We start from the raw sequence: 24,474 nt of genomic DNA, 5'->3' as shown, positions 1-24,474 counted from the left end.
ATAATTGGAATATAGCAACTTGTTGCCAAATGCATGAGGAAAAAGCAGCATAGCCAAAAGAAAATATAGCAGAACTGTAAAATATAAAAGAGGTTGTGCCAACGTTTTGACACAACCTCTTCAGTACCCAGACCCGCATTTGAAATATTAAATATTAGCAAATGGGAACAACTCTAACTTAATGGCAATATAACCGCTATATCGTTATATTTCAATGTTCTATAAATAGCAATAAACGAAATTAAATTTAATGAGATTGAAATTATTCCGGGATAATTGGGAACATTTTGGGAACAATTCGTTATCTTTGCAGTGTTCAATCCAGAAATAAAATCGAAGTCCATGAAAGTAACTGCATTCATACGGAAGACTGCCAAGAAGAACGACATAGATACGAAGGCTACCATCTATTTTCGTTTGCGTGATGGAAAGAAAGACATCAAGGCAGCAAGTGAACTTGTCATCAACCCCAATCATTGGAGTGTTGAACGACAAGGTTATAAAGACCGTGTAGCTTTGGTGTCGGAAAACGAAAAGATGGACTTGAACCATAAAGTGCAGGCATTGACCCGAATGATTGAGAAGGAATACAAGGAGGATGCCGGAAGTGAATGGCTCGGGGAAGTCATAGATAAATTTCATCATCCCGAAAAGTATAAAACAGAAGAAGAACTGGCAATAGAGAATCCGCCTACTTTTGCCGAACTTTTTGATGAGTTTTTGGAGAAGCATAGTCTTTCGGAAGTACGGAAGAAGAACTTTCGTGTAGTAAAAAGGGCACTCATGCGCTATGAATTATTTGTCAGAAAAACAAGACGTGGAATGAAGCACTTTTCCCTTGACATCCATACCATAACCAAAGAAACACTTGCCGATATGTGGGACTTTATGGAGAACGAATACACTTATGCGGAAGAATACCCTGATATATACGAGACCATTCCCGAGAAGCGGACTCCTCAGCCGAGAGGCAAAAACACTCTTATAGATAGTTTCTCACGCATACGAACCTTTTTTATATGGTGCTATAATCAAGGAAAGACCACCAATCGTCCGTTTGACAAATTCCCCTTAGAAGAATGTCTTTATGGAACACCTATTTATATTACACTTCAAGAACGTAACAAATTGTTTGAGGCTGATTTGTCTGCTCGTCCACAACTTGCCATTCAACGTGACATCTTTGTGTTTCAGTCCGTTGTAGGCTGTCGTGTAGGCGACCTTTATAAGCTCACAAAGAAAAACATTGTGAATGGAGCATTAGAATACATACAAGAAAAGACGCGCAGTCATAATCCCAGAACAATAAAAGTGCCGCTGAATAGTGTTGCGAAAACCATACTTGAACGCTACAAAGATTATACAGGAACAACTCTACTTCCCTTTATATCAGAGCAGAAATATAATCAAGCCATTAAAGAAGCGTTCCGGTTGGCAGGACTTGACAGGGTGGTCACAGTGCTTAACCCACTCACTCGCAATCCTGAGCAAAAGTACTTGTATGAAGTCGTAACCACGCATACTGCCCGAAAAACATTCATTGGTAATATGTATAAGAAAGTGAAAGACCCAGACCTCGTTTCTTCGGTATCGGGACACAAGGAAGGTAGCAAGGCATTCCGCCGATATAGGGAGATAGACGAGGAAATGAAACAAGAACTTGTTCACTTGTTGGACTAATAAGGCGAAAGATTATGGCAAAGCAAGATTTCGAACAATTCAAACAGGATATTAAAGAATGGCTCAACAACCATCCAAAAGAATATGACAGATTCGTTGCCGAAGTGAACAACAAATCGGCAACAGGTTTACAAAAGATTTTCAAATTAGGATGGAAACTCGCCCCTCAAATGATGCATAAGTATCACGGTGAGTGTCATGGAGACCTTGCCAACGAATATCGTCTGCAAAGTTATTCGGCAGATGCCGATGCTGCAAGATTATTGGTTGAGGAGTTTCACAATCTGCAAAACGATTCAATAGTTCCTGCAATGTTGGCATGGCTTTATTACGGTAAGTGCTATGAAACTTTGGTTACCCAATTGGAAGCTGAAACACATAACCCTGCGAACAACTATTTTGAGAAGAGGATAGCCGCTTTAATGATTAAAGTAGTCATCAACAGTAGTATTCGTAATAAAATGCGGACAAGAGAAGATTGGCAGGATTTTCATCGGGAGAAACAGGCTATTGAGGATGATTGTGTGGTAGAAACAACTATTAAGGGGTTGTCCGTTAATGATAAACCAATAGAAGAAAAATCGCCAACAGGTGAGCAGGCATCACGCACATTGAAAGACTATCTTCATGGAAATCAAGAAATGATTTTGGAGAAGATAAAATTGAGAGTTTCAACGCAGCATACAGGCACTGATTTGGCACGATTATATTTTGCCCTCCAAGAGGAAGGTCTTCTGACAGGCTGTGATGTGACGACATTTCATAAACTGCTTGCCAATGAACTTCCTAATTGCGACTTGAAAACCGTGCGTAACCTTCAAATTTCTATCAAGAAGTTGAATGACAGTACGAGCAGAGGGAAAATAAAAGACAATGGTATTGAACGGTCGCTTATCAATGAGTGGAAGGCTTACCTCGCAGAAGTAAATAACTAAAAGCATGAACTCATTTAATTTAATGATATGGATAAAGACATCATCACCCAAGAAATCAATGCCGAATATCTGAAAGGCTATATATACAACATCAGAGGTGTTCGTGTAATGCTGGATATGGATTTAGCCAACATCTATGGCTATAGCACCAAAGATTTTAATCGCCAAGTGAAGAACAACATTGAAAAGTTTGAGCAAGACTTCATGTTTCAGTTGTCCGATGAAGAGTGTGAAATCTTGAGGTGCAAAAATTCCACCTCAAGTTGGGGCGGTCGTAGATACAACCCTTATGCTTTCACCGAACAAGGAATATATATGCTTATGACAGTGCTGAGAGGAGATTTAGCAACCAAACAAAGCAAAGCTTTGATTCGTATCTTCAAGCAGATGAAAGACTATATCGTAGATAATCAGCCATTATTAGGACAAAGGGAATATTTGCAACTGTCTTTGCAGACAACCCAAAACACACAAGACCTGCTTGACTTGCGTAAATCTCTATCTGCTGTTGATGACAAGGTTGCCAATATTATAGATACACTTGGTAATGTAGTGACAAAGTCGGAACTGGCAAATGTCATGCTTGATTTTGGCAATCCTTCAGTAAGGAGAGGTTGGATGATACTCAACGGTCAGCCAGTTGAATCGGATTTGGCTTACCAACATATTTATGCCACCGCCAAGAAAACGATTTTTGTGGTTGATAATTACATCGGATTGAAGACACTGGTACTTCTCAAAGATATTCCAGCTAATGTGAATGTTGTGGTATTCTCTGACAATATCGGTAATCGGTTGCACCAAACCGAGTTTAACGATTTCTGTCGGGAATATCCCAATGTCACCATTTCGTTGCAAACGTCTGGGGGTATATTCCACGACAGATATATAGTCATTGATTATCAAACTCCAGAAGAACAGATTTACCATTGCGGTGCTTCATCGAAGGATGGAGGTAATAAAGTCACGACAATCACAGCGGTTACAGATGGAGCTATTTACCATCCTGTTATAGACCAACTTATTCAAAATCCAGTGTTGACATTGAGATAAAACCATTTTCAGATGAACCCAATTAATTGCTTTACATTTCGTTTCTTTCGTTCTGTATTTCGGCGAAAATAGCGAAATGCAAATTACTAAATTATAGCGAATTACATTTATACTTTTGTGCCATCGTTCCAATGTCGGAGCGGTGGCACAATCATTTATAATGCTGCCAAAGTGATTGTGTCGGACTATGGGCAGTACATATATGCTATGACAGATTTAATGCAAATCATCTCCAACAGCACGGCTAATATCAAATTGGAGATTACGAGTGAAGACTTACGTCACTTCTCTAATGAGCTTATTAACCGTGCGGTGAATGAGGTGGCAATTGCACTCAAAGCCACCAATGAAGATAAGCTACTGACACGTGAGGAAGTCAAGGAAATGTGTGGTGTATGCGACACCACCTTATGGCTTTGGAACAAGCGCAATTACCTTAAAGCAATCAAGGTAGGCAACAAAGTAAGATACCGCCTCTCAGACGTGAAGCGCATCTTGGGGGAAACTAATAGAATATCTGATTATGGAAAAGATTGACAATGTTCCTGTGGCTCCTACAAATGGAGAAGTTGAGAATATCGGAGAAGAGTATGTCCGTATAGGCACAACCTTGTTTCGTATTATCAATCAGCCAATGATGAATGGTTCTTTCCGCAAAATGCGGGTTGAATGGAAAATGAGCGTATTCCGATTAGACCACGGCAAGGATGAAGCGGCACTCATTCCGAAATATGACGGATTCTGCACGATGCCCAGTCATACAGATTACCGTTTGAACGTGAATAACTTTTATAATCTCTATGAGCCAATAACCCACATCCCCAAAGAAGGTGAGTTTGGACATATACATTCATTGATTGAACACATCTTTAGTGAGCAATATGAATTGGGAATGGATTATCTTCAACTGTTGTACCTAAAACCAACACAGAAGTTACCAATACTTCTATTAGTGTCGGAAGAACGAAACACGGGTAAAAGTACATTCCTGAATTTTCTGAAAGCGTTGTTTCAAGAGAATGTGACCTTCAACACCAATGAGGACTTCCGTAGTCAGTTTAATGCTGACTGGGCAGGCAAACTGATGATTGTTGTGGATGAGGTGTTACTCAACCGCAGGGAAGATAGCGAGCGATTGAAGAACCTTAGTACGGCACACTCGTACAAGATGGAGGCTAAGGGCAAAGACCGTTATGAAGTACAGTTCTTCGCTAAATTCGTATTGTGTTCCAATAATGAAAATTTCCCTGTTTACATTGAGCCAGAAGAAACACGCTATTGGGTAAGAAAGATTAGTAGATTGGTAACGGACGACACCTCCTTTCTTCAGAAATTGAAAGATGAGATACCCGCATTTCTGTACTATCTACAACATCGGAATCTGACTACCAAAGAAGAAAGCCGTATGTGGTTTGCTCCGTCACTTATCCGCACGGAAGCATTGGAGAAAATCATCCGCTGCAACCGTAGCCGCATTGAGCTTGATATGGCAGAACTGTTACTTGACATCATGGACACAATGCAGGTGAATGTGGTGGATTTCTGTATCAACGACCTATTGGCATTGTTCAATTATTCCATGGTAAAGGTGGAACGCCATCAGGTGAGGAATGTTCTGCAGCAGTGCTGGAAATTGGAGCCTGCACCCAATGCGCTGTCTTACTCCACCTATCAAATATCCGTGTTACCGGGGCAGAAGTATTCCGCATCATCCAAGAAAGTGGGACGCTTTTATACCGTTACCCGTGAAAAATTAAAAAACTACCGTTGAGATTGTTGAATATGATGAAATATAAGGGAAGGCATATAAATAAAGGGGGTACCATTCAACAACACCATCAACAAAAATCAACAAAGAATTTTGCCTGCCAAAAAAGAAAAAGATTGTGTACAGCATCTCTATTTTTCTTTTTCCCTCTTTTTGAAATCATCTTCAACAAAGTCAACAAAATCAACAAAATCAACTATAGAATGAATAATCGTAAAACCTGACTTAAATGATATTCGTATGAAAGAAATAGAGTTGATACAATCTATCACACAGCGAGACCCGATATTGGCTAATGCGGTCAGTCGGATGATTAACTACATCCAAGACAAATGGGCAGCACCATATCCAACCAAAGAACAGATGGAAGCGGTCAATGCCTATCTCCGTTCCGTCCATGCGGACGGTGACGGAGCGATGAACGAGACGAACATCGAACACCGCAGGATAGCGACACAGCAGATAACCATCAACGCCATCCGGGTGCTTGACAGCGGACAGCTTGACCGTCTGCAGGACGTGCTGAACCGCATAGCGGCAGACCGGGAGTATTATATGGCTGAACGCGGATATGGTTTAGGCAGATAGATGACCATTGTAACACCATAACATCATAGACCATGTGCAAAGAGATACAAACCATACACTACTGCGCCATCCTTTCAGCCGGGCAGTGGGATTTTCTTTTGGAAGGCAAATCTTCCGCTTTCAGGCAGAAGTGCCTGTACCGGCTGATGACCGATGCGGCACGAGTGAGAACCGCTTATAAAATCAAGGGCGTTGAGATTGTTTTGGAGGTGGGACAGGTGGCAGCTTCCGATGTGGAACTGGCGGAGTTTTTAGGCTGCAACCGCAAGACCATCGGCAAGCTAATCGACAACTTTAACAGGTTGGGTATGCTGACCACCCGAACCAACAACCGCACTTCCGTCCATTCCCTGCATTTCCTCACAGGCTGGTATGTCGGGGGTGTCCTCACAACCAACCCCCATTATGTCAGACCTTCGGCAACCGCCAAAGGACAGACGGGCGATGTGCGGACACCTGTTTCCGATGGCTCACTGTCAGAAAACGGGCAGGATGCCGCACCGGATGAAAGCCAGTCCAGAGGGCAGGAAGCGGACAGCATAGCGGCAGGCGCGGCAGTCCTTTCTTCTTCCCTCTGTTCGTCTGAAACTTCCGCCCCGTCAGCCGACAGACCGGATGGCGACAGCCATAATCCACCGCCTGATATTCGTGTGGCGGACGAAGACGGGAATCTTCCTCTCATAGACAGTGGGGACGGAGTGCCTCAAAGAAATGGCGCGAAATACCCCAAAGAGGCGCAGGATGGAACGATTGTCGGAGAGTATGCGGAATAAGGCGCAGGGAGAATGAAAGGCGCAGGACGCAAATTCGGACGTTACTCTGCTTGCAGGGTGTGAGCTACCGGACTTGTCCCGGTATAGCCCACTATAACTTCTCCGCTGCGCTCCCGAAGTTGTGGGCTCTCCCGAGGGGCTGGGCTTTGCCCCGTCCCACTTATGGCTCTGCCCTAAGAACCCGGTCGGAGGCTGTCAGCCCCCAACGCCCCTGACCAAAGAGTGACCCTCTCTTTGGAAACTCCGCTCAGAGGTCTCGACCCCTGAGAACCCCGAGCAGGAAGTGACCCTCTCCCTGCACCCACCGATTAAGGCTTTGCCCTAATAACCCATTAAGAAACCCAAACACGCAAATTCAATGGCACAAAAGACATCAATCAACATAAAGCCCTGCCTCGTCAGAAGCAGTGGACCGCATAACAGACGATTAGCGGAATATCTCGCCAATATCCGCAAGGAAAACCTCTACATCCGTACTGAACTTACGGTGAGAAACGAGGCATGGGTAGCACCTGAAATTGGCGATACCTCATTGGCTGACTACTACAATCAGATAGCCGCAATGGTCAAGGAGAAGACGGGACGGGCGATGCAGACCAAAGACCGGAAACGTGTAAACAAGAAGACGGGCAAGGTGACCATTGTGCGTGGCAGCACCCCAATCAAAGAGGGAGTTGTCGTAATCAAGGAAGATACCACGATGAAACAGCTGCAGCATTTCTGTGAGGTGTGCAAGCAATGTTGGGGTATCACGGCATTGCAGATATTCATCCACCGTGACGAGGGACATTACGGTGTACCCGGAGACACCGCCACATGGAAGCCCAACCTGCACGCCCATATCGTCTGGGACTGGATGAACCACGACACCGGAAAATCCTGCAAGCTGGACGAGAAAGACATGAGCGATATGCAGACGCTGTTAGCGGAGTGTCTGGAAATGGAAAGGGGCATCTCAAAGGAGATTACAGACAAGAAGCATTTGGAGCGCACGGACTACATCATCGCCAAGCAGAAGCAGGAAACCGAGCAAGCCAAAGCAGAAAAGGAAGCCGCCCTTGCAGCCAAAAAGAAAGCCGAAGCGGAAAGGCAGACCATTGAGGGAGAGAACAAGGCAAAAGAGCAGTACGGACTTTCACTTGACAACGAGATTGCCGACAAGGAAAAGCAACTCAAAGACGAGCGCAAGGCGAAAATGGACAGCATTTTGGATAGTGTCGGCAGAATTGTAGGAGTTGGCAAATCCGCAGCCGTTGAAAAGGAAAACGCCAAGCTGAAAGCCGAGAACGAGCGCATCAGAAAAGCCTTTCCCAATGCCGTAAAAAACAAGGTGGAGGAACTGACAAAGGCGTTGGTTACGGAAAAACAGGAAGCCGAAACCGAGCGTGACAGGACGTTGGTACTGAACCGCTCGCTTACTATGGAACGGGACAAGGTGGTACGACAGCTTCAGGAGCAAAAGGACGGTGAGCATCAGCGCATCAGCCAAGCGATACTTGAAGCCACAGAGGGAAAAGACAAGACTATCCGCCTGTTGGAAAGCGCATTGGCAATCAGCCGCAAACTTCTAAATGCCTTTGCCGATTTTCTCTTTCATACAAGCGAGGTTTTCAAACGGGCAATCCAAGCGATTATCCATTTCGGCACGGAACAGCACCAGTCGTTCTTTGCCCCGTCCGAAGCCGCCGACATCAAGAGCGTGATGCAAGAATATGGCGAAACTGCCGAACAACAGAAAGCCATTGGCGTATGGCTTTGTAGCTATGCGGAATGCCGACAGCCATTTGACGAAATAAAACATCGCCACACACTCAATGAGGTGGGCGATGTCGCAGAGGGGAAATATGATTGGAAAATAAATTATAGACAAAATAATGTTAGATTGTAAAATTCAACGCCAGCGAAATAAGAAACGTTGGCTTTATTTGCTATTACATTTCATGATTCTGTGAATCTAAATATCGAATATATAATATTACTCACTAACAATTAGTCTTAGCATATTTTGACTCAGAATCATACGATTTTCTGGATTTTTTGCGATTGCTACATCTACTATTTTTTTCAGAGGAAGCGTTGTCGAAACTCCCTTGTCAAACAATTGCCAAGCTTCCACAGATACTCCATAAGCTTTACGCAATTTATGGATTAGAATACTAACATCAATATCGTGCTCCGTGAGGTGCATCGGATTGACATCCTGCCTTGTAAGGCAAGACTCTACAATGTCACTAGCTTGGGCAAGACAAATAGCCTTTCGACAATCTCTAATCAGCCATTCGTATTCTACTTCTGACTTCCCAAATTGGTAAATTATAGTAGAATATTCTTCTTGGGTTAAATCTAAATGATAGTTAAAGTTTAGGCTATTAGTCAATTCAGACCATCGAACTTTACACATATCCGTATAATACGGATCGTCTAGATCGCCCCAACTGTGTTGATAGAATTGATAACAGCATTTTCTTACAACATTTATTATATCTGGAATGCTGCTATTGTCAATGCTTTGAGAAGTATTGTTGGCATTTGAAACGGTCTTTGAAGTTATACCTTTTTCCGAAATAGATACTGAATCCATTTCTTTTAACAATTTCTGTGATTGTAATGTCAAGTTTCCATCTTTTGAAAGAATAGGAGTGTCTAAAACAGATTTTATAGCCTTAGCCAAACTTGCGCTGGCCGCGACACTTTCTTTCTGTTGCTGACTAAAAGAACGAAAATCATTCCCATGTTCGTCTATGGCCTCTTGCATTTGCTTTATAGACATATCAAAGTATCTCTCCAGCTTGGAAAGTAGCTCACGAAACATATCTGCTCGTTTTGCTATTGCTCGGCAAAGATCAACAGCAGCATCCATTTCCTCTGAATATTTCCTAGCTTGAGCTAAGTTGGAATATGCTTCGTCTTTAGCTTTACTTGCTTTAGCTCCTACAATAAGCCCCATAATAGCTAATGCGGGTCCTGCAACTAATCCTCCAAGAACCATAGTGCCACCAGCTATTCCTAATCCTCCAGCAGCCAAAGAACCTCCGCCAAAAAATGCTAATGTAGCATTTGTGGCAGCCGCACCACTTAAACTAGCAATAGCAGTACCCGTAGATGCAGCAGCGAAAGTACCTGCTGCACTGTATGCACCAAATGCTGTTAATGCACCTCCAAGAGCACCACCTCCGATACCACCAATTATTGAGGTTGCAAAACCACCAAGCTCCTTAAGTTCAGATAAGGATTGACTGTCAATTTGGAATTTTGATAACTCGTTCAGACCTACAGACTGTCTGAAATCTACATTCTTCAACTTTTCGAATGTTTTGATAAAGTTATTTATGCTGTAGTTCAAAACATTCAATTTTTTTCGACCAAGTGCTTCAAGACTACTTCCACTTTGTTTCCGAGCGACATTGATACGATTTTTTGCTTGATCAACTATTTCATTGGCTTTTTTATTGGTCTTATTGGCAGAGTTAGTATCAACTGCAGCTTTGACCGATTTGCCAATTCCTAATGCGCCTGTAACGGCGGCTATACCGATAAAGAGTAATGGTAATGGCATATTTAAAACATTTTAAAGTGTTAAAGAAATTTTATTATCATCCATGAAAGATTCAAATTCATTCATGTTTTCGTATTGAATAGTTCCGCCTAGTTTTTTTGTAATCTTATTTGCTCCAGATATAAAGAGATCAATATCTCCGGATAGAAGTGCAGAATCCATATCCGAAAACGCAGAGTTGAAAACATTTTGATAGTCAGATAAATATTGAGAAGCTATTCTATTCATTTCTTCACGGCATTGCCTAATGTAATTAATAGCTTCATTACATTCTTTTTCAATTCGTATGCGATTTTCTCTTGCAAGTTTTGCATCTTTCAACGATGTTGTCAATTCCTTGTAAAATGCAGAGCTCAAAGCGTATCCTACTATTGAGCCAACCATAGTCCCAACAATCGGGATTGGTATAGCTGCTTGCCCAACAATAGCAAACATCGCACCGCTTATATGTCCGGCACTTTTTTCTCCTACTTCTTCTAAAAGTTCAATACCTGAAATTTTACCTTTGGCAAAGCGTGTCATAGATTTACCTAAGTCGATAGTCGAAGTTACAATCATGGCAGGAGCATTCGTCTTAGATATGGCTCTGATTGTAGAACTTGCAGCATTTTGCATTCCGGCCTTAATTGTAGAACCAGCAAAAGCTGTTGCATAACCTACAATAGCTCCTTTACCTGTATCTAAAGCAATAGACTTTGCTGCATCGAAAGGTTTGATTTCTCCTTTAATAACACTTATTGTATTTTTAATCAAAGAGATTCCACCTCCGACAAATGCCCCAGTCTTTGCTTGCTCGATTCCCGAACGATGTGAAATTCTTATAATATCTTTTGCTGTAGATATTTTAGGGTGTAATCGTGCCTCAATTGCCTCTTTGTTCGTGATACCACTATCCTTGACTAAGGATTTTATTTTTCTGTATTTTGCAATATCCTTTTTTAGTTTTTCAGCTAATTCTTTATTCCCAGAGGAGTTTGCATAATCTAGCTGTTGTTGCAAAGATTGAATTTTCGCTTCTGTTTCTTGCAAAACGCCAGGGTAAAAGTCACTTGGAACTGTAATCTTTGCATCAGCATCAATATATTTTTGGAATTTATCGGATGCAAGTTTGTTCAGGCAAGCTTTGGGTGAATTTCCTACAAATTTCATTTGCTCGCCTGATCCTAAAACGACTACCCCATCTTCATCAAGTAGCACATGGTCAAATAACGGATCGTTGACACGCCCTAAATCATCAGTCCTAGAATATCTTTCTTTTGAACCTGATATGATTTTCTCGGCATTTTGGCGGGCAGTATATTTGTCTTCTGCAGCAAATCCTGCTTGTTGTTTTATATTTTGGGAGGCATAGCCTTCATTGATCTTACTCCCTGCTGTTTTCTTCAGTCCACGTACAAGTTTTCTTCCATTTTCATTGTCTACACCAGAATAAGACACCAAATGTTCTTTTGCAGCAGATCCATATCTAGACACTACTTCGTTAGCCGCTCCAGATTGAGCTGCCAAATCAATTGATTCTGTATGTTTTTTCTTTTTTTTCATAACACTTCCTCCTAAACACTGAAGCGTGGAACTGCAATGCCACGTTCTAAGTCGGAGGTCGTAGGAATAACCTTTATTCAGAGTATGGTAATAGCAGCCCACGCTATGGCGTGAGAAACCATTACGCTTTTCCCTCTGAATAGTCTTGAATTTCCTACGTTCCCGACTTCGAGATAAGCATAACGCTTCTTCTTATTTCATATGTCTTGGAAAGAGTCGCCCCAATCCAAGTACAAAAATACGAAATTTCTATGATAAACTATTATCGTTGAACAATTTTCTATGAGATTAAATCTCATTTCGATTCTTCTCTTACTTTTAAAATTTCCGATTCTATTGGCAAGATAGAACGAAAATAGCCCCTCTAATGGATAATTTCATAGCCCATTTGTACCTTGGCTGTCTCTTTAGCTATCCAATATACTGTTTTTCAACAGTAATAAATAATTCTTTGACAAGTACTTTCCGCTTTTCACTCTATTCAATCAACAATAAAGTATAAAAAGACTTGCCCTTATTAACGCCCTGTCTGCTTTTTGGCTCTAACAGTCCCCTTTCTCTATCCGACCTCCTACCTAAACTATAGTTTACAGAATCATTTATAGTGGTTTTGAGCTTGACATAAGGAAAAGGAAGTGCTCAAAACATGAATCGCAAAACCTTTTCTGCGCCAATATTTTTTTAAATAACGAATGAGCAGAAGTCATTTTGTTTGCAGCTTATCGCTACCATCATAATCAACGTTTAAAGACATTCAAACCCATTTAACGAAATGAGGAATAAATCTGGGTGGGAACAAAACGGGAACAATGAAGACAAAATAAAATCGAATAAGTATTGTTTTTCAATTACTTATCCGATTTACTTGTACCCAGAGCCGGTACAAGCCATAGAAATCATAGGAAAATAAAAGAATTTATCTTCCTTATTATCAACTATTTGAATATTTCCTATTTTCTCTATTTTTGCCATATTTTGCCCATTTTCCGTTATTCAGTACACTTTTAGTACACTTTGAAATATCATTTTCTTTTGTACCTTTGCAATATTGGAAAACAAAAGAAAATCAACTATTTAGCGTAATCACCCGGTTATGGTACCTAAATCGGGATAAAACCTCTAAACAATGGCAAAGTTAGAAAATAAAACGAAAGAAAACCCCAAGTTAGAGCAAAATAAGCTCTCGGATGGTAGAATCAGCCTTTACTTAGAGTATTATTTAGGTAGAGAGGAAAAGCCCGTATTAGATGAAAACGGCAATCAAGTGTACTATGATAGTGGAAAGATGCAAGGTAAGCCCAAGTTTGCAGTAAAGCATAACAGGCGAAAAGAAAACCTTAGTCTGTATCTGATAGATAAGCCCCGTACCCCTGCGGAACGCCAGCAGAACAAAGAAACATTGGAGCTTGCCACAAAGATACGTGCGGAGCGTGAGCAGGAATTTAAAGAAAGTATGTTGGGCTATCGGTTGAAAAAAGATAGAACGGTCAATTTCTTAGACTATTTCCAAGCCTATATCAACAGTTATACCAAGAAAGATATTCGCATGGTACAAATTGCGCTTAGCCGTTTTAAGGACTTCTTAAAAGAGCAATACCCCATGAATGAGTTTAGTATCAAACCGGAACTTATCACCAAAGAAATGATGGAGCAGTTTGTAGCCTATTTGCAATCCCGAAGTGTGGGTGAAGGTGCTAAAAGCATTTACCAGCGTTTCAAGAAAGTTATTCGATATGCGATTGACCACGATGTAATGTTGAAAGACCCATGTAAAAGTGTTACCTGTAAAGTGGATAGCCAAATGCTTCGAAAAGATGTTCTTTCTCCCGAAGAAATACAAAAGTTGGCGGCTTGCCATTATGACAACGAGAACCCGAATGTCAGACGGGCTTTTATCTTCTGTTTATACAGTGGTTTGCGTTTCTGTGATGTAAAAGACCTTACCTATAAGAATGTGGATTACGCTAATCGGTTATTGAAATTTGAACAAAGCAAGACAAAGGGACATTCTGCCAGTAGTGGTGTGGTTATTCCCCTGAATGATGGTCTATTGTCTATCATTGGTGAAGCCCCGGCAGATAAAAACTGTTTGATATTCGATTTACCTACTTACGAAAGTTGCTGTAAATCAGTAAAGCGTTGGGTAAAGAGAGCCGGGATAGACAAACATATAAGCTGGCATTGTGCCCGGCATTCGTTTGCCGTGAACATTCTGAACAATGGGGCAAATATCAAAACCGTAGCCAGCCTTTTAGGGCATAGCGGATTGAAGCATACGGAGAAGTACACCCGTGCGGTGGATAAATTGAAAGAGGAAGCAATAAACAGCTTGCCCGAACTAAAGTTTTAACCATAAAAGACTTATCTTTGTAACTATGAACTTTGAAGCATTAGTAAAACATATCAGCACGATACAGAACACGTTGCAGGCACAAGCCGCACATGCTGTAAACCTTGCCCTTACTTCCCGTAACTGGCTTATGGGTTGCTATATTGTAGAATTTGAGCAGAACGGAGAAGACCGTGCCGCCTACGGTGAACAACTGTTGAAGAAGCTGGAACAACGACTGAAAACAAAAGGTCTGAATGAACGTAGATTCAGGGAATTTAGACGGTTGTACCTTGTTTATCCACAACTAAAAGAACCTGTTACACAATACATTGCATCACAAATTCAAATTCGGCAGTCATTGACCGCCGAATTCACTGAACCAATTCGGCGGTTGGTGACCGCCGAATCTGAAAATGGAGTTTGGAAACTATCAACAGAATACCCACAAACCGAAACATGGATGATTCCGGCTGATAGATTATTCAATAGATTATCTTCCACCCATTTAAACACTATATCGGGAATTGAGAACCCGGTAAAACGTGCTTTCTATGAAATGGAAACCATTCGTGGCTGCTGGTCTGTAAAGGAGTTGGAGCGACAAATCGCATCTTTATATTACGAACGTAGCGGACTATCCAAAAACAAAGAAGCCCTCTCCGCTTTAGTCCAGCAACAAGCAACCTTATTACAACCTAAAGATGTTATCAACACCCCTGTTACTTTGGAGTTCTTAGAGTTGAATGAACGTGCATTGGTGACAGAAACTGATTTGGAACAAGCCATTCTTGACAACCTGCAACACTTCCTGTTAGAAATGGGACATGGCTTCTGTTTTGAAGCCCGGCAAAAACGTATCTTGATAGACGAGGATTATTTCTTTGCCGACCTTGTGTTCTATCACCGCATTTTGAAATGCCATGTTATTGTAGAATTGAAGATAGATAAGTTCCGCCATGAGTACGCTTCGCAACTAAATATGTATCTGAACTATTTTAAAGCGGAAGTGATGCAGCCGGATGATAACCCACCTATCGGCATTTTGCTCTGCACCGAAAAGGGAGATACCTTGGTTAAGTATGCCACTGCCGGGTTAGACCCAAATATTTTTGTGCAAAAGTATAGGATAGAACTTCCAACAGAAGAAGAAATAAAAGTATTCATTTCTTCCTCAAACTATGAGAGTTACAAACTTTAAAATTGGCGAAAAGAAAAAAGATTGTTTCTTCTTTCGCCAGCACATATATTTTGCAGGCTACAAAAGTTAGTTTGGTACGTTTTGGATATATATACAAAAGCACAAACTAAACTCACAATAAAGTAGATTAAAAAAAAGAGAAGATGTTTTGATAAAGTCAGGAATCTATTTTCCCTTTTTAAGAGAACAACTCACGAGGTTATTCTATATTTTAATTGCAATTAGTTTATAGTATGGAAGATTTTAACTCACAATATGCCAACCATTCGAAATTAGAACAGCTAAAGCAGTTCATTTTGGAACATGGTACTTATATCGAACTCAAAAAGGGTGAACAATTCACTATTCAAGGCAAAGTGAATCATCGGGGAGCTTATATCGAACACGGCTTATTGAGATATACTCGTGTGGATGAAAAAGGGAATATACATATAGTAGGATATACTTTCTCCGGAGAGTTTACAGGAAGTTTATGCACACTTATAGAGCCTAATCAACCGTCATTAGTAACAATTGAAGCCGTTTGCGATACAAAGATTTGTTATATACCCTATTTAAAAGTAGAGGAATTCTTTGCCACAAATGTAGAAACCATGCAAGTAAAATGTACTCTTATTGAACAATCATACTTATTAATGTATCATAGATTAATAGATATGTACTGCAAGACTACGGCAGAACTGTATCTTGACTTATTGAATAGATGCCCCGATATTCAAGAGTACATTACGTTAAAGGAGATTGCCTCTTTCTTGCAAGTCACACCGGAAACAATCAGTCGCATACGCCGTGGACTGAATAAATAGCTTACGACAATGAAAGATTTTAATTCATACCTCGACAATTTAGACTATTCCCTCGTAAAAGATTTATTTCATGAAAAAGGGAAGCAACGTATATACCACAAAAAAGATTTCTTTATTCGTCAGAATGAAATATCACGTTTTGCCGAATGGGTAGAAAACGGTACATTCCAATATACATATATTGATGGAGAGGGTGAAGAACACATTGTTGGATACGCTTTCACCAACGAGTTTGTATGTGACTATTCTTCTTTAATGAGAAGTGGCTTATCGTTAGTAAATATTCAAGCCATAACAGAGTGTTCTGTATATGAAATATCCCGTCATGACATTATTGAATATTGGGAAACGGATATGAAAACTCAACGATTCGGAAGGCATGTGGCAGAGAGTCTATTTGAAATGGTATATGAACGATTACTTGATTCATATTGTACGCCTGAAATACGATACAGGAACTTGATGGAACGTTGTCCTAACTTGAAAGAAGTAGTTCCTTTGAAAAGCATCGCTTCATTCTTAGGGGTTACACCGGAAACCATTAGCCGCATACGCCGCAAGTTAGAGATATAACTCACCTTTTAACAATTGTTATATTGGGGTCTTGATAATTGTCAAGACCTTTTTCCTCCACCTTTCATTACTTTGCACACATTGATTAAAAACTATTAGTATGATACGGAAATTAATGAAAGAAGAATATAAAAATGCTATAAACTTATCCTATCAAGTATGTATAGAGTGTGGCATTAACGATTTTACGGAAGAAGGGATTGAAACCTTTAAAAGTTTCGTGTATGACACATCGTTGATGAATACGCTTGACATATATGGGGCTTTTGACAATCATTTATTGATAGGAATAATCGGTGTACATCGGGAAAGGCAACATATATCCCTCTTCTTTGTCTTGCCACACTATCATCGGCAAGGAATAGGAAAATCGTTATTTGACTATATGATGAGCAATTGTAATTTTACTTATATAACAGTTAATTCTTCAACCTATGCAGAAACTTTTTATACATCTTTAGGCTTCAAAAAAGTGGGTAAAAAAGAGATTAATAAAGGTATTGTTAGTATCCCTATGAAGAGAAATATATAATTATTGTCAATCACTTAAAATAGAGATAAGATGAAAAAGAAAATTACTTTATGTATGGTGCTTTCCACATTCATTATTTGCGCCATGTTATGTCTGACAAATTGTAGTAACGATGATGCCCCTACTTCTGTCTTCACCCCCGAAGCCCTGAAGCAAACTACTTGGCAAGCGCAAATGACCGTGTACAATATCGAAGATGAGATAGACTACACAAAACAATCCATTCTTCAGTTTACTAACGAATCAGAAGGCATTTATACAAGGACGAACGAAGAAGACGGATATATGTGGAACACAGATTTTACTTATCAAGTAAATGGAAAAATCATCACGTTCGACAACATAGCAGGTCCGTGGACAGTGATGGAATACACAGGAACACATCTCGTAATGGAAGCCTATAATCCCAATAAGATGGTGTGGACGTTGGAGAAGATGTATTAACCTAAAAATAGCGGATATGAAGATTTCAACAATTCTCTTTTTCTGCCTACTAATGACAGCTTGTATGCAGACAAAATCCTTTCACCGGACAAACGGCTGGTACTACGTAACATCACAGACTACAGACAGCCTTTCACAAACACCTTTCCTTACTGTTATGGATTTCGATTCTTTACGTTTGGAAACTGATGCTTTTGGACACTCGGTCATTACCGGTGTCTTCCTCCAAGATAAATTGCCTATATGGAGAGAAGCCACAACAAAGAGTGTAGGAAAGTACATCGCTTTCGTTTTCAATGACACGGTGATAACTGCTCCTCAGGTTAATAGCCCCATAGAAAGCGGATGTTTCCAAATTTCCAATCCGCATGGATATGATTTGGAACGTATCTTTAGGGAACTACAAAAAGAAATTGATATATCAAGGTTTGGAAATTAAATGTTAACTGGAAAATGGGAACATTAGGTTGCATAAATGATATGCTACAACGGGACAAAGAGAACCGTGAGCTTCGCAAGTTGAATAGAGACAGGATGAAAGAACATCACAAATATCTTGTAGGCAAAGGTAAAAATGCTGATTTATCCAATGTTTCCATTGAAAAGATAGAAGAAATCCGTAAAAAAACCATAGAAAAGGAGCAATCAGACCAAATATATATGTTTAGGATATATATATTTCTTACAATATGCCTTTTAGTGCTATTTTTATTGGGATTACTTTGCTATAAACTATTTTTCTAAATTCCCCCAAAACAACAACTTGCGGATTACAATATTATGAATTGAAATAAGCCTTTTCCTAAGTCTCGCTAAGGCTTATTTTTTATATGAATACATACATGAATCTAATTTTAGAACAGCGATTTTTCCGCTTATTGTCGGAATATTCACAACGTAAAGTTTCTGCATCGGAGTTTACAGAAGCTATTGAGGAATTGGCTACGCATGTAGCCGATTTTGGTATCAACGAACAGGATTACAGTATTTTACTTCGCTATTTTTCCTTTGGTTTACACCGTCTTAAATCGTATCGTGTACGGTTTGAGCAAGAAAAAAATGCCCTATTTGCATTTAATTGATGAAGCGATAGGACTTTTGAACACTGAAATACGCCTTATTGAATGGCGCATCAAATACCCGGAACAACTACAGCAACGCATCAATAAACAGCCCCTTTCCCCTCTCTACCTCGCCGACAAAACAACCCTTATCAATATCATGGAAGTGGTAAGCGGCTTATTCCTCTCCAAAGACATCGTTTATCAGAACGGTAAACCTGCCTATTTAGTGGACTTATCCAAAGGTTTTGAATGGTTGTTTAACATTAAGATAAGCGACTGCCACCAAAAACATGAGGACGTGATAAAACGGAAGCCGGGCAAACTCACCGAATTTCTTAATGGACTGGCAAACCTAATCAAAAATGAACATGATAAGAAAGGATATAGATAATCAGCAACTTATGATTTATTTATAGGGGACTCCATTAGTTCTCCTGTAATTTCTTTGTATCCGTTTTTAGAACTTTGCTTCATCAATCGATTGACAAACAAAATGTATAATCTGAAAAATGAAGCAATTATGTATATAGACAATGACGAATTTGGTGGATGGATGCAGAAGCTGTATGCCAAACTGGAAGAACTCTGCAAAGATGTACGGGTACTACGCAATGCAGACAGGGTACTGCCCGAAGATGATAACCTATTGGATAATCAAGACTTGTGCCTGCTGTTCAAAGTAAGCATCAAAACCCTGCAACGCTACCGGGCTATCGGTGCGTTGCCATACTTCACTATCAGCGGAAAAGTGTATTACAAGGCTTCCGATGTCCGGGAGTTCATCAAGGAAAGGTTCAGCGTCACCACGCTACGCCAGTTCGAGAAAGAACACTGTACGAAGAAAAAGAAGTGAATCTGAAAAGCCGGAACGGTGAATGTGCTTCATCCATCCCGGCTTTCCCCGTTTATGGCTTACCCAGCTTATCAGCTTCTTTCTTTAGCTGTTCGGCTTGCTCGTTCAACAGCCTTGCACGTTCCAGTGCTTCCGCCTGCTTTTGGATGCGGTATTCAAAATCCATCACTGAATCGGTCAGACTTCGGATAAAGCCGTTATCCCGTTGCCATTTGAACTTGTTTTCCAGTATATCAAAAGTTTCCCCGTCTGCCTGTCCTTGCATCAGCAAATAGCGGTATTTCATATCGTTGTCCTGTAACTGCTGCATACGTTCAGCCAAACGGATATTCAAGAATATGGAAACGGAACAGATAACCAGCACTGCCGAAAAAAGGAACAATCCCGGACGAATCCAAGAAGCGACCTTGTTGCAAATCCGTTGATAGAGCGGTAAGGGTATAGCTTCCTCTTTATCCGTCTTGCAAGAGCCCAAAGCATCAAGCATTACCTTGAAACAACGGTAGGTTTCCAATACTATTTTCTTGGTGTCCTCGATATGTTTCTGCTGACCTTGCATCCTATTCCTTATCTCGTCAAGCTGGCTTCGGATAGCCTGCAAATCCTTTTCGGGAACAGCCGGGTTACTGTGCAATTCCGACAATGCCTGTTCGATTGCGTTCAGTCTTTCAAGAGTTTCCTCCCGACTGGCTGGCGTTACCTGTGCTTCCTGCTTCTCTTTCAATTCAGTAACCATTGAGAGAAGCCCCTCTAAAATCAAATTTTTCTCCATGTGTTTACAAATTAAGTTGTTTTTTCTTTTTCTTCTTCTTTCTTAAATTCAAGTTTGGTTCTTCATCCGCAGGGGGTGATGAAGCGGTGAACAGACCGAGTGAGCCAGTTATCAACGGACTGTCAGTCTTTCCCTGTGTCGGCAATGGCTCCCGAACGGGTGTAAAAGCTGTCTGCCGTTGATTTCCGACCGTATTCAGTCCTGCATCCCCGAAACATTTATCCAGTTTGGAGAAACTAAAATTGCGGTCTATCTCCGAACCCTTGAACGTGTATTCGCCTTTGGAAAAGGAAACGCCCTGTATCTCGCCCGTCTGCCCCTTGTACTTGAACCGGACAGTAATACCCTTTTCCGCTAACCGCTCCTGTAACTGCCGCCAGTTCTTGAACTTCCCGATTTCGTTCTTTACAGCCGTGTAAATCTCGTATTTCGACTTGTCCGGCTCTTTCAAGCGGTGCTGCTTTACCTGTTCTTTTCCACCAGCAAAATAAAGCCCGTGTTTGGTTTTCAGCTTCTTGCATACCTGCTCGTTACGGTACATATCGTTCCTGTCCGAAATGGTCTTGCCGTTGTTGTCTATGCGGTTGAACACGATATGCACATGTGGGTGTTCCCGGTCTTGATGGCGCACGATGATATACTGCGTATCGGTGATTTTCATTTCACGCATATACTCCTGCGCAAGCTGTACCATCTTCTCGTCTGTCAATTTGGGTGCATCCACTGCCGAATAACTTAACGCAATATGTCCGACAGGCTTCTTCAAATCGGGATTCATCCCGGTCTGCATACAGAAGCTGCGGATTATATCGCCCCGGCTTTCAGTCAGAACCCCGTCCGCATGAAGCAAAACCGCCTGCTCCTTACCAAGCACATAGTTCACACAGCCCTTAAACCCGCTTCCCTTTTTTATTTTTCCAATCATCCGACAACTGATTTATAATTTCGACAATCCTGTTTTTGAGTTTCACCAGTTCCACCGCCACCAGTGCGAAACCTCCGGCATTCGCTCGGTGCGCCAGTTGGTTGATGTTGTTGGCTTCCCCTGCCAGCTTGCGGATGGTGTCCGCATCCTGCCTATTCAGCCGGGGTATGACCTCTGCCGAAACAACCGCCTGCCGGACATACTCACTGACACGCAACCCGGCTTCCCCGGCTCGCTTCCTGATGGCATAATACTGCAACTCGGTCAGCTTCGTGCTGACTACCCGTTGCTGCTTCTCTATCCGTTTCTTTGCCGGACGTCCCCCCGGCTTATCCTTTATATTCGTCATAGGTTTTTACATTTAAATGGTATCTTAAAAATTGCGACCAACGGGAGAAATTTTCTTTGCTGTCAAGCAAAGCAAGGTAGTTTCGGTTTACCGAAACATAACCTTGCTCTCCAAATTAAACCGCCTGTCGCTGGTAATCCTGCCGGACTAAATGCCCCTGCCCCTTTTCTGTCTTGGGGCGGCACGTTGTCCGGTTTCCTGCTTTATCTCCTGCGCTTGGCTGGTGCTGTTCTTCTGTTCCTGCTTCCTGCCGCACAGGTAATCGTTCAAGTCCGAATACCCCCTGTAATTGCCCGAGAAGTCACGCACACGGTAGGAGTATTCCAATTCGATAGCCCGTGTCGCTTCATATCCTGCCTTGTCATTGTCAAGCATACAGTGGATGCGTTCATACGGGTACAGCACGTCAATAGCTTTCGGCACATTGACAGTAGAGTTGAGTATGACATAATCCTGCCTGTCAAGGTCGGGCATGGTCGGGCAGTTCTTCATCCGGAGCGTGAGGAAAGAAAGATAGTCCATAAAACCCTCGAATACCAAACACTTCTCTCTCGGCTCTCCCTGCTGCCGTATATGGGTGATGTCTTTCGGGGCGATGCAGCCTTTGAAAAAGGAATTGCGAACCTCGTAACCTCCTGCTATGTTCGGGAAACCGATAGCAAAGAACGGTCTGCCGTTATTGGTAAAATGGAGTTCCTTACATTCTCTTTTTGCCAGTTCGATATTGATACCCCGTCCCTCCAAGTAACGGAGCAATGCCGGATGGGTCAAGTCACGGACTTCCAAATGTTGGAAACTCGGTTCTGTCCTACGCTGGGGAAAAGAAAAACTGACCGGGCGGACGTGCGGTGTCTGTTCCGCTATCCGGTTTAACAGGTATGGCAGGCTGTCGGAGCAATAGAGTTCCTTTGCCAGTGCGATGATGTTGCCGCCCTTGCCTGCGCCAAAGTCATACCAAAGGTTGCGGTCAGTGTTCACCTTGAAAGACGGTTCGTGTTCCTCCCTTAACGGTGATTTGTACCATAAGCCGTTACCCTGCTGCTTGACAGGAGAGTAACCTAAACTATGCAGATAGTCTGCGATGGGTATTTGTTTCACATCTTCGATGTTCATAACATTTTCTTTTTTGGGGATTAAAAAATAGTTGAAAAGTGCGCCAGTCCTGTTTAGTCCGTTATATATATACCCGTACCATACTAAACCTGCCTGTTCCGATACAGGGAAATAGTAAGTCCGTTCCTCTTATATATACACCCGGACTAAACCAAACTGACTTTTAATAATGGAAATCGGGATTATAGCGGTAGCCCTTGCCCTCTTTCACAATCATGCGCTTGTTCACAAGGAACTTGTTCAAATCCACATGGATATTGCGTCCACGCTTGTAGCCGATACTTGCATAACCCTGTTTCAAGGTCTTTAGGACATTCTCGTAACCATATATGACCTGTTTGCCAAAACCGTTTTCCAAAGCTGTCCTGTGCTGTTGCTCCGTCAGTTCTGCCAGTGGAAAGCCCCTGTCTTGGCTGGGTTGCTTGAATACATAACCGTCCACGGCTTCGGGCAATGCGCTGTCGTTGATACGGAATGCGAACGGGTCAAACTCCCGGTCACGTATGTGCATCGCCTTTACCTCGCTTATGTTGCCGTCCTGCGTACTTTTGGTAATTTGCAGGACGGTTTCAGCCTTATTGTTCAGTTCCGTACCGATATGCCCCCTTGTGTTGTCATCCCCCTTGTTCAAATGCAGTACGGTATGGATATGCAGGTTATATCCGCTTGACCAGCGCATCAAGAGGTTGATTAGGTCAGTCGATTCGCTGGGGCTGTTGATGTCATACATCAAGTCACGGATTCCGTCAATGATGAGCAACCCCACATCGGGCATATTTTCAAGCATATAACCGATAATCTGTTTCCGCTTATCGGGTGTCTGCTCCCTTAGCACGATGAAAACAAAATCGTCCCTGTCCTTGTCGGTAGGCAGTCCGGCAAGCCGCAAAATACGCTCCATGACCTTGTGGCAATGGTATTTGCTCTGCTCGGTATCTACATAGAGGATTTTCCGTTTGTTCGGTGGCAGGTATGCCGAATACTTCAATACCTCGTCATTCTTCAACGCTGCCGCAACGATAGCGGAAATGTTGAATGTCTTTTTGCTCTTGGCTTTACCCGTGGATGCACTGAAATTACCCAACGTGCCAATGGTAGAGCCGTTCACCCAGAGTATTTCGGGCGGCACTTCGTAAGTGTCCGTCACCTTTAGATGAATGGTTTTCCAAAGGGCTGCGAAATCCTCTTTCTGCATGGTGATGTCCTGCCCGGCTTCTGTCGCTTTTCTATTTTCCATAGCCGTTATTTCTTTAGAGGACGGTTAAGGATATACTTCTGCGCTTCCTGCTCTATCTGCGCCTGCGTCTTGACCGGGTTCTGACGCAACCATGCTTCCAACTCCGCTTTCTCAAAATAAAGCATTTTGCCCTGCGGCTTGTAATGGGGTATCAAGTTACCCGAAGTCAGCTTGTACAGGTAACTTTTAGAAAGGTTCAAGAACTTGCTCGCTTCATCGAAGCTAAGCACGTTCTTTGAAAGGAACAACATCTTTTCGAGTTCGGAAACTCTTAACTCTAAATTTTTTTCCATATTGTTTAGGAATTTAGGTGAAACAATATGAAGGTGCGCACCCTCGTTTTTTTGTTAACGGGGGCAAAGTTAAGAGCTTGAAAATGAA

27 protein-coding genes are annotated in these 24,474 nt (G+C 41.8%); 19 read left to right on the top strand and 8 right to left on the bottom strand.

Annotated features, from left to right (window positions below; genetic code table 11):
• Positions 1-342: 342 nt before the first annotated feature.
• The 8 genes from N5O98_RS18760 to N5O98_RS18725 all read left to right on the top strand — a co-directional run bounded on the left by N5O98_RS18760 (position 343) and on the right by N5O98_RS18725 (position 8,685).
• Positions 343-1,680 (top strand): site-specific integrase, encoded by a 1,338-nt coding sequence (locus N5O98_RS18760; RefSeq protein ID WP_195664329.1) that lies wholly within the window; start codon positions 343-345, stop codon positions 1,678-1,680.
• A gap of 14 nt (positions 1,681-1,694) precedes the next feature.
• Positions 1,695-2,615: a DUF6043 family protein gene (locus tag N5O98_RS18755; protein WP_195664328.1), complete on the top strand. Its 921-nt coding sequence runs from the start codon at positions 1,695-1,697 to the stop codon at positions 2,613-2,615.
• A 27-nt stretch (positions 2,616-2,642) separates the two neighbouring features.
• Entirely contained in the window at positions 2,643-3,668 is a 1,026-nt protein-coding gene (locus N5O98_RS18750; RefSeq protein ID WP_175631375.1) for an ORF6N domain-containing protein, read from the top strand.
• Positions 3,669-3,875: 207 nt separating this feature from the next.
• A complete protein-coding gene (locus N5O98_RS18745; RefSeq protein WP_034531669.1) occupies positions 3,876-4,205 on the top strand; it encodes a helix-turn-helix transcriptional regulator in 330 nt (109 codons plus the stop codon).
• A complete protein-coding gene (locus N5O98_RS18740; RefSeq protein ID WP_195664327.1) occupies positions 4,192-5,439 on the top strand; it encodes a primase-helicase family protein in 1,248 nt (415 codons plus the stop codon). The genes N5O98_RS18745 and N5O98_RS18740 overlap by 14 nt, the downstream gene beginning before the upstream one ends.
• A 237-nt stretch (positions 5,440-5,676) precedes the next feature.
• Positions 5,677-6,024, top strand: a complete 348-nt coding sequence (locus tag N5O98_RS18735) for a hypothetical protein (RefSeq protein ID WP_195664326.1) — start codon at positions 5,677-5,679, stop codon at positions 6,022-6,024.
• A 32-nt stretch (positions 6,025-6,056) separates the two neighbouring features.
• On the top strand, positions 6,057-6,797 hold the full coding sequence (locus N5O98_RS18730; RefSeq protein ID WP_195664325.1) for a hypothetical protein: 741 nt from the start codon (positions 6,057-6,059) through the stop codon (positions 6,795-6,797).
• Positions 6,798-7,155: 358 nt separating this feature from the next.
• Entirely contained in the window at positions 7,156-8,685 is a 1,530-nt protein-coding gene (locus N5O98_RS18725) for a mobilization protein (RefSeq protein ID WP_195664324.1), read from the top strand.
• Between the two features lie 87 nt (positions 8,686-8,772).
• Here the strand turns inward: N5O98_RS18725 and N5O98_RS18720 are convergent, their stop codons facing one another.
• Both N5O98_RS18720 and N5O98_RS18715 read right to left on the bottom strand, forming a co-directional pair.
• Positions 8,773-10,353, bottom strand: coding sequence for a hypothetical protein (locus N5O98_RS18720; protein ID WP_229127997.1), 1,581 nt, complete (start codon positions 10,351-10,353; stop codon positions 8,773-8,775).
• Between the two features lie 12 nt (positions 10,354-10,365).
• Complete coding sequence (locus N5O98_RS18715) at positions 10,366-11,895, bottom strand: hypothetical protein (RefSeq protein ID WP_195664323.1); 1,530 nt, start codon at positions 11,893-11,895, stop codon at positions 10,366-10,368.
• A gap of 1,126 nt (positions 11,896-13,021) precedes the next feature.
• On the opposite strand from N5O98_RS18715, the gene N5O98_RS18710 reads away from it, so the two are divergent.
• From N5O98_RS18710 to N5O98_RS18660, 11 genes are all read left to right on the top strand, one after another.
• Entirely contained in the window at positions 13,022-14,245 is a 1,224-nt protein-coding gene (locus N5O98_RS18710; RefSeq protein WP_005944350.1) for a site-specific integrase, read from the top strand.
• A gap of 25 nt (positions 14,246-14,270) precedes the next feature.
• Complete coding sequence (locus N5O98_RS18705) at positions 14,271-15,425, top strand: PDDEXK nuclease domain-containing protein (RefSeq protein ID WP_005944347.1); 1,155 nt, start codon at positions 14,271-14,273, stop codon at positions 15,423-15,425.
• 233 nt (positions 15,426-15,658) lie between these two features.
• On the top strand, positions 15,659-16,231 hold the full coding sequence (locus N5O98_RS18700) for a Crp/Fnr family transcriptional regulator (protein ID WP_005944344.1): 573 nt from the start codon (positions 15,659-15,661) through the stop codon (positions 16,229-16,231).
• A gap of 9 nt (positions 16,232-16,240) precedes the next feature.
• Positions 16,241-16,804: a Crp/Fnr family transcriptional regulator gene (locus tag N5O98_RS18695; RefSeq protein WP_005944341.1), complete on the top strand. Its 564-nt coding sequence runs from the start codon at positions 16,241-16,243 to the stop codon at positions 16,802-16,804.
• Positions 16,805-16,904: 100 nt separating this feature from the next.
• Positions 16,905-17,336, top strand: a complete 432-nt coding sequence (locus N5O98_RS18690) for a GNAT family N-acetyltransferase (protein ID WP_005944338.1) — start codon at positions 16,905-16,907, stop codon at positions 17,334-17,336.
• 30 nt (positions 17,337-17,366) lie between these two features.
• Positions 17,367-17,780, top strand: a complete 414-nt coding sequence (locus tag N5O98_RS18685) for a hypothetical protein (RefSeq protein ID WP_005944336.1) — start codon at positions 17,367-17,369, stop codon at positions 17,778-17,780.
• Between the two features lie 16 nt (positions 17,781-17,796).
• Entirely contained in the window at positions 17,797-18,219 is a 423-nt protein-coding gene (locus tag N5O98_RS18680) for a SecDF P1 head subdomain-containing protein (RefSeq protein ID WP_005944333.1), read from the top strand.
• 14 nt (positions 18,220-18,233) lie between these two features.
• The gene (locus N5O98_RS18675) at positions 18,234-18,524 is read left to right on the top strand and encodes a hypothetical protein (RefSeq protein ID WP_004323652.1); all 291 of its coding nucleotides are present in this window, start codon (positions 18,234-18,236) and stop codon (positions 18,522-18,524) included.
• 98 nt (positions 18,525-18,622) lie between these two features.
• Positions 18,623-18,862 carry a hypothetical protein gene (locus tag N5O98_RS18670; RefSeq protein ID WP_080720260.1) on the top strand — a complete coding sequence of 80 codons (240 nt, stop codon included), beginning with the start codon at positions 18,623-18,625 and terminating at the stop codon, positions 18,860-18,862.
• A complete protein-coding gene (locus N5O98_RS18665) occupies positions 18,816-19,235 on the top strand; it encodes a hypothetical protein (RefSeq protein WP_004323654.1) in 420 nt (139 codons plus the stop codon). Before N5O98_RS18670 ends, N5O98_RS18665 begins: the two co-directional genes overlap by 47 nt.
• 129 nt (positions 19,236-19,364) lie before the next feature.
• Complete coding sequence (locus tag N5O98_RS18660; protein ID WP_004323655.1) at positions 19,365-19,697, top strand: helix-turn-helix domain-containing protein; 333 nt, start codon at positions 19,365-19,367, stop codon at positions 19,695-19,697.
• Between the two features lie 52 nt (positions 19,698-19,749).
• On the opposite strand, the gene N5O98_RS18655 is transcribed toward N5O98_RS18660, so the two are convergent.
• The 6 genes from N5O98_RS18655 to N5O98_RS18630 all read right to left on the bottom strand — a co-directional run bounded on the left by N5O98_RS18655 (position 19,750) and on the right by N5O98_RS18630 (position 24,386).
• Positions 19,750-20,469, bottom strand: a complete 720-nt coding sequence (locus tag N5O98_RS18655) for a hypothetical protein (protein ID WP_005944331.1) — start codon at positions 20,467-20,469, stop codon at positions 19,750-19,752.
• A 4-nt stretch (positions 20,470-20,473) separates the two neighbouring features.
• Positions 20,474-21,394: a relaxase/mobilization nuclease domain-containing protein gene (locus N5O98_RS18650; protein WP_008642636.1), complete on the bottom strand. Its 921-nt coding sequence runs from the start codon at positions 21,392-21,394 to the stop codon at positions 20,474-20,476.
• Positions 21,360-21,743 carry a MobC family plasmid mobilization relaxosome protein gene (locus N5O98_RS18645; RefSeq protein WP_004310825.1) on the bottom strand — a complete coding sequence of 128 codons (384 nt, stop codon included), beginning with the start codon at positions 21,741-21,743 and terminating at the stop codon, positions 21,360-21,362. The genes N5O98_RS18650 and N5O98_RS18645 overlap by 35 nt, the downstream gene beginning before the upstream one ends.
• 147 nt (positions 21,744-21,890) lie before the next feature.
• Positions 21,891-22,856 (bottom strand): toprim domain-containing protein, encoded by a 966-nt coding sequence (locus N5O98_RS18640; RefSeq protein ID WP_005944329.1) that lies wholly within the window; start codon positions 22,854-22,856, stop codon positions 21,891-21,893.
• A 163-nt stretch (positions 22,857-23,019) separates the two neighbouring features.
• On the bottom strand, positions 23,020-24,093 hold the full coding sequence (locus tag N5O98_RS18635) for an AAA family ATPase (protein ID WP_004323659.1): 1,074 nt from the start codon (positions 24,091-24,093) through the stop codon (positions 23,020-23,022).
• 5 nt (positions 24,094-24,098) lie between these two features.
• Entirely contained in the window at positions 24,099-24,386 is a 288-nt protein-coding gene (locus N5O98_RS18630) for a helix-turn-helix domain-containing protein (RefSeq protein ID WP_005944327.1), read from the bottom strand.
• Between the last annotated feature and the right edge of the window lie 88 nt (positions 24,387-24,474).

This window comes from Bacteroides sp. LFL-34, assembly GCF_027257075.1.
Classification (GTDB): Bacteria; Bacteroidota; Bacteroidia; order Bacteroidales; family Bacteroidaceae; genus Bacteroides; species Bacteroides ovatus.
This window is presented reverse-complemented; position numbering and strand designations above follow the sequence as displayed.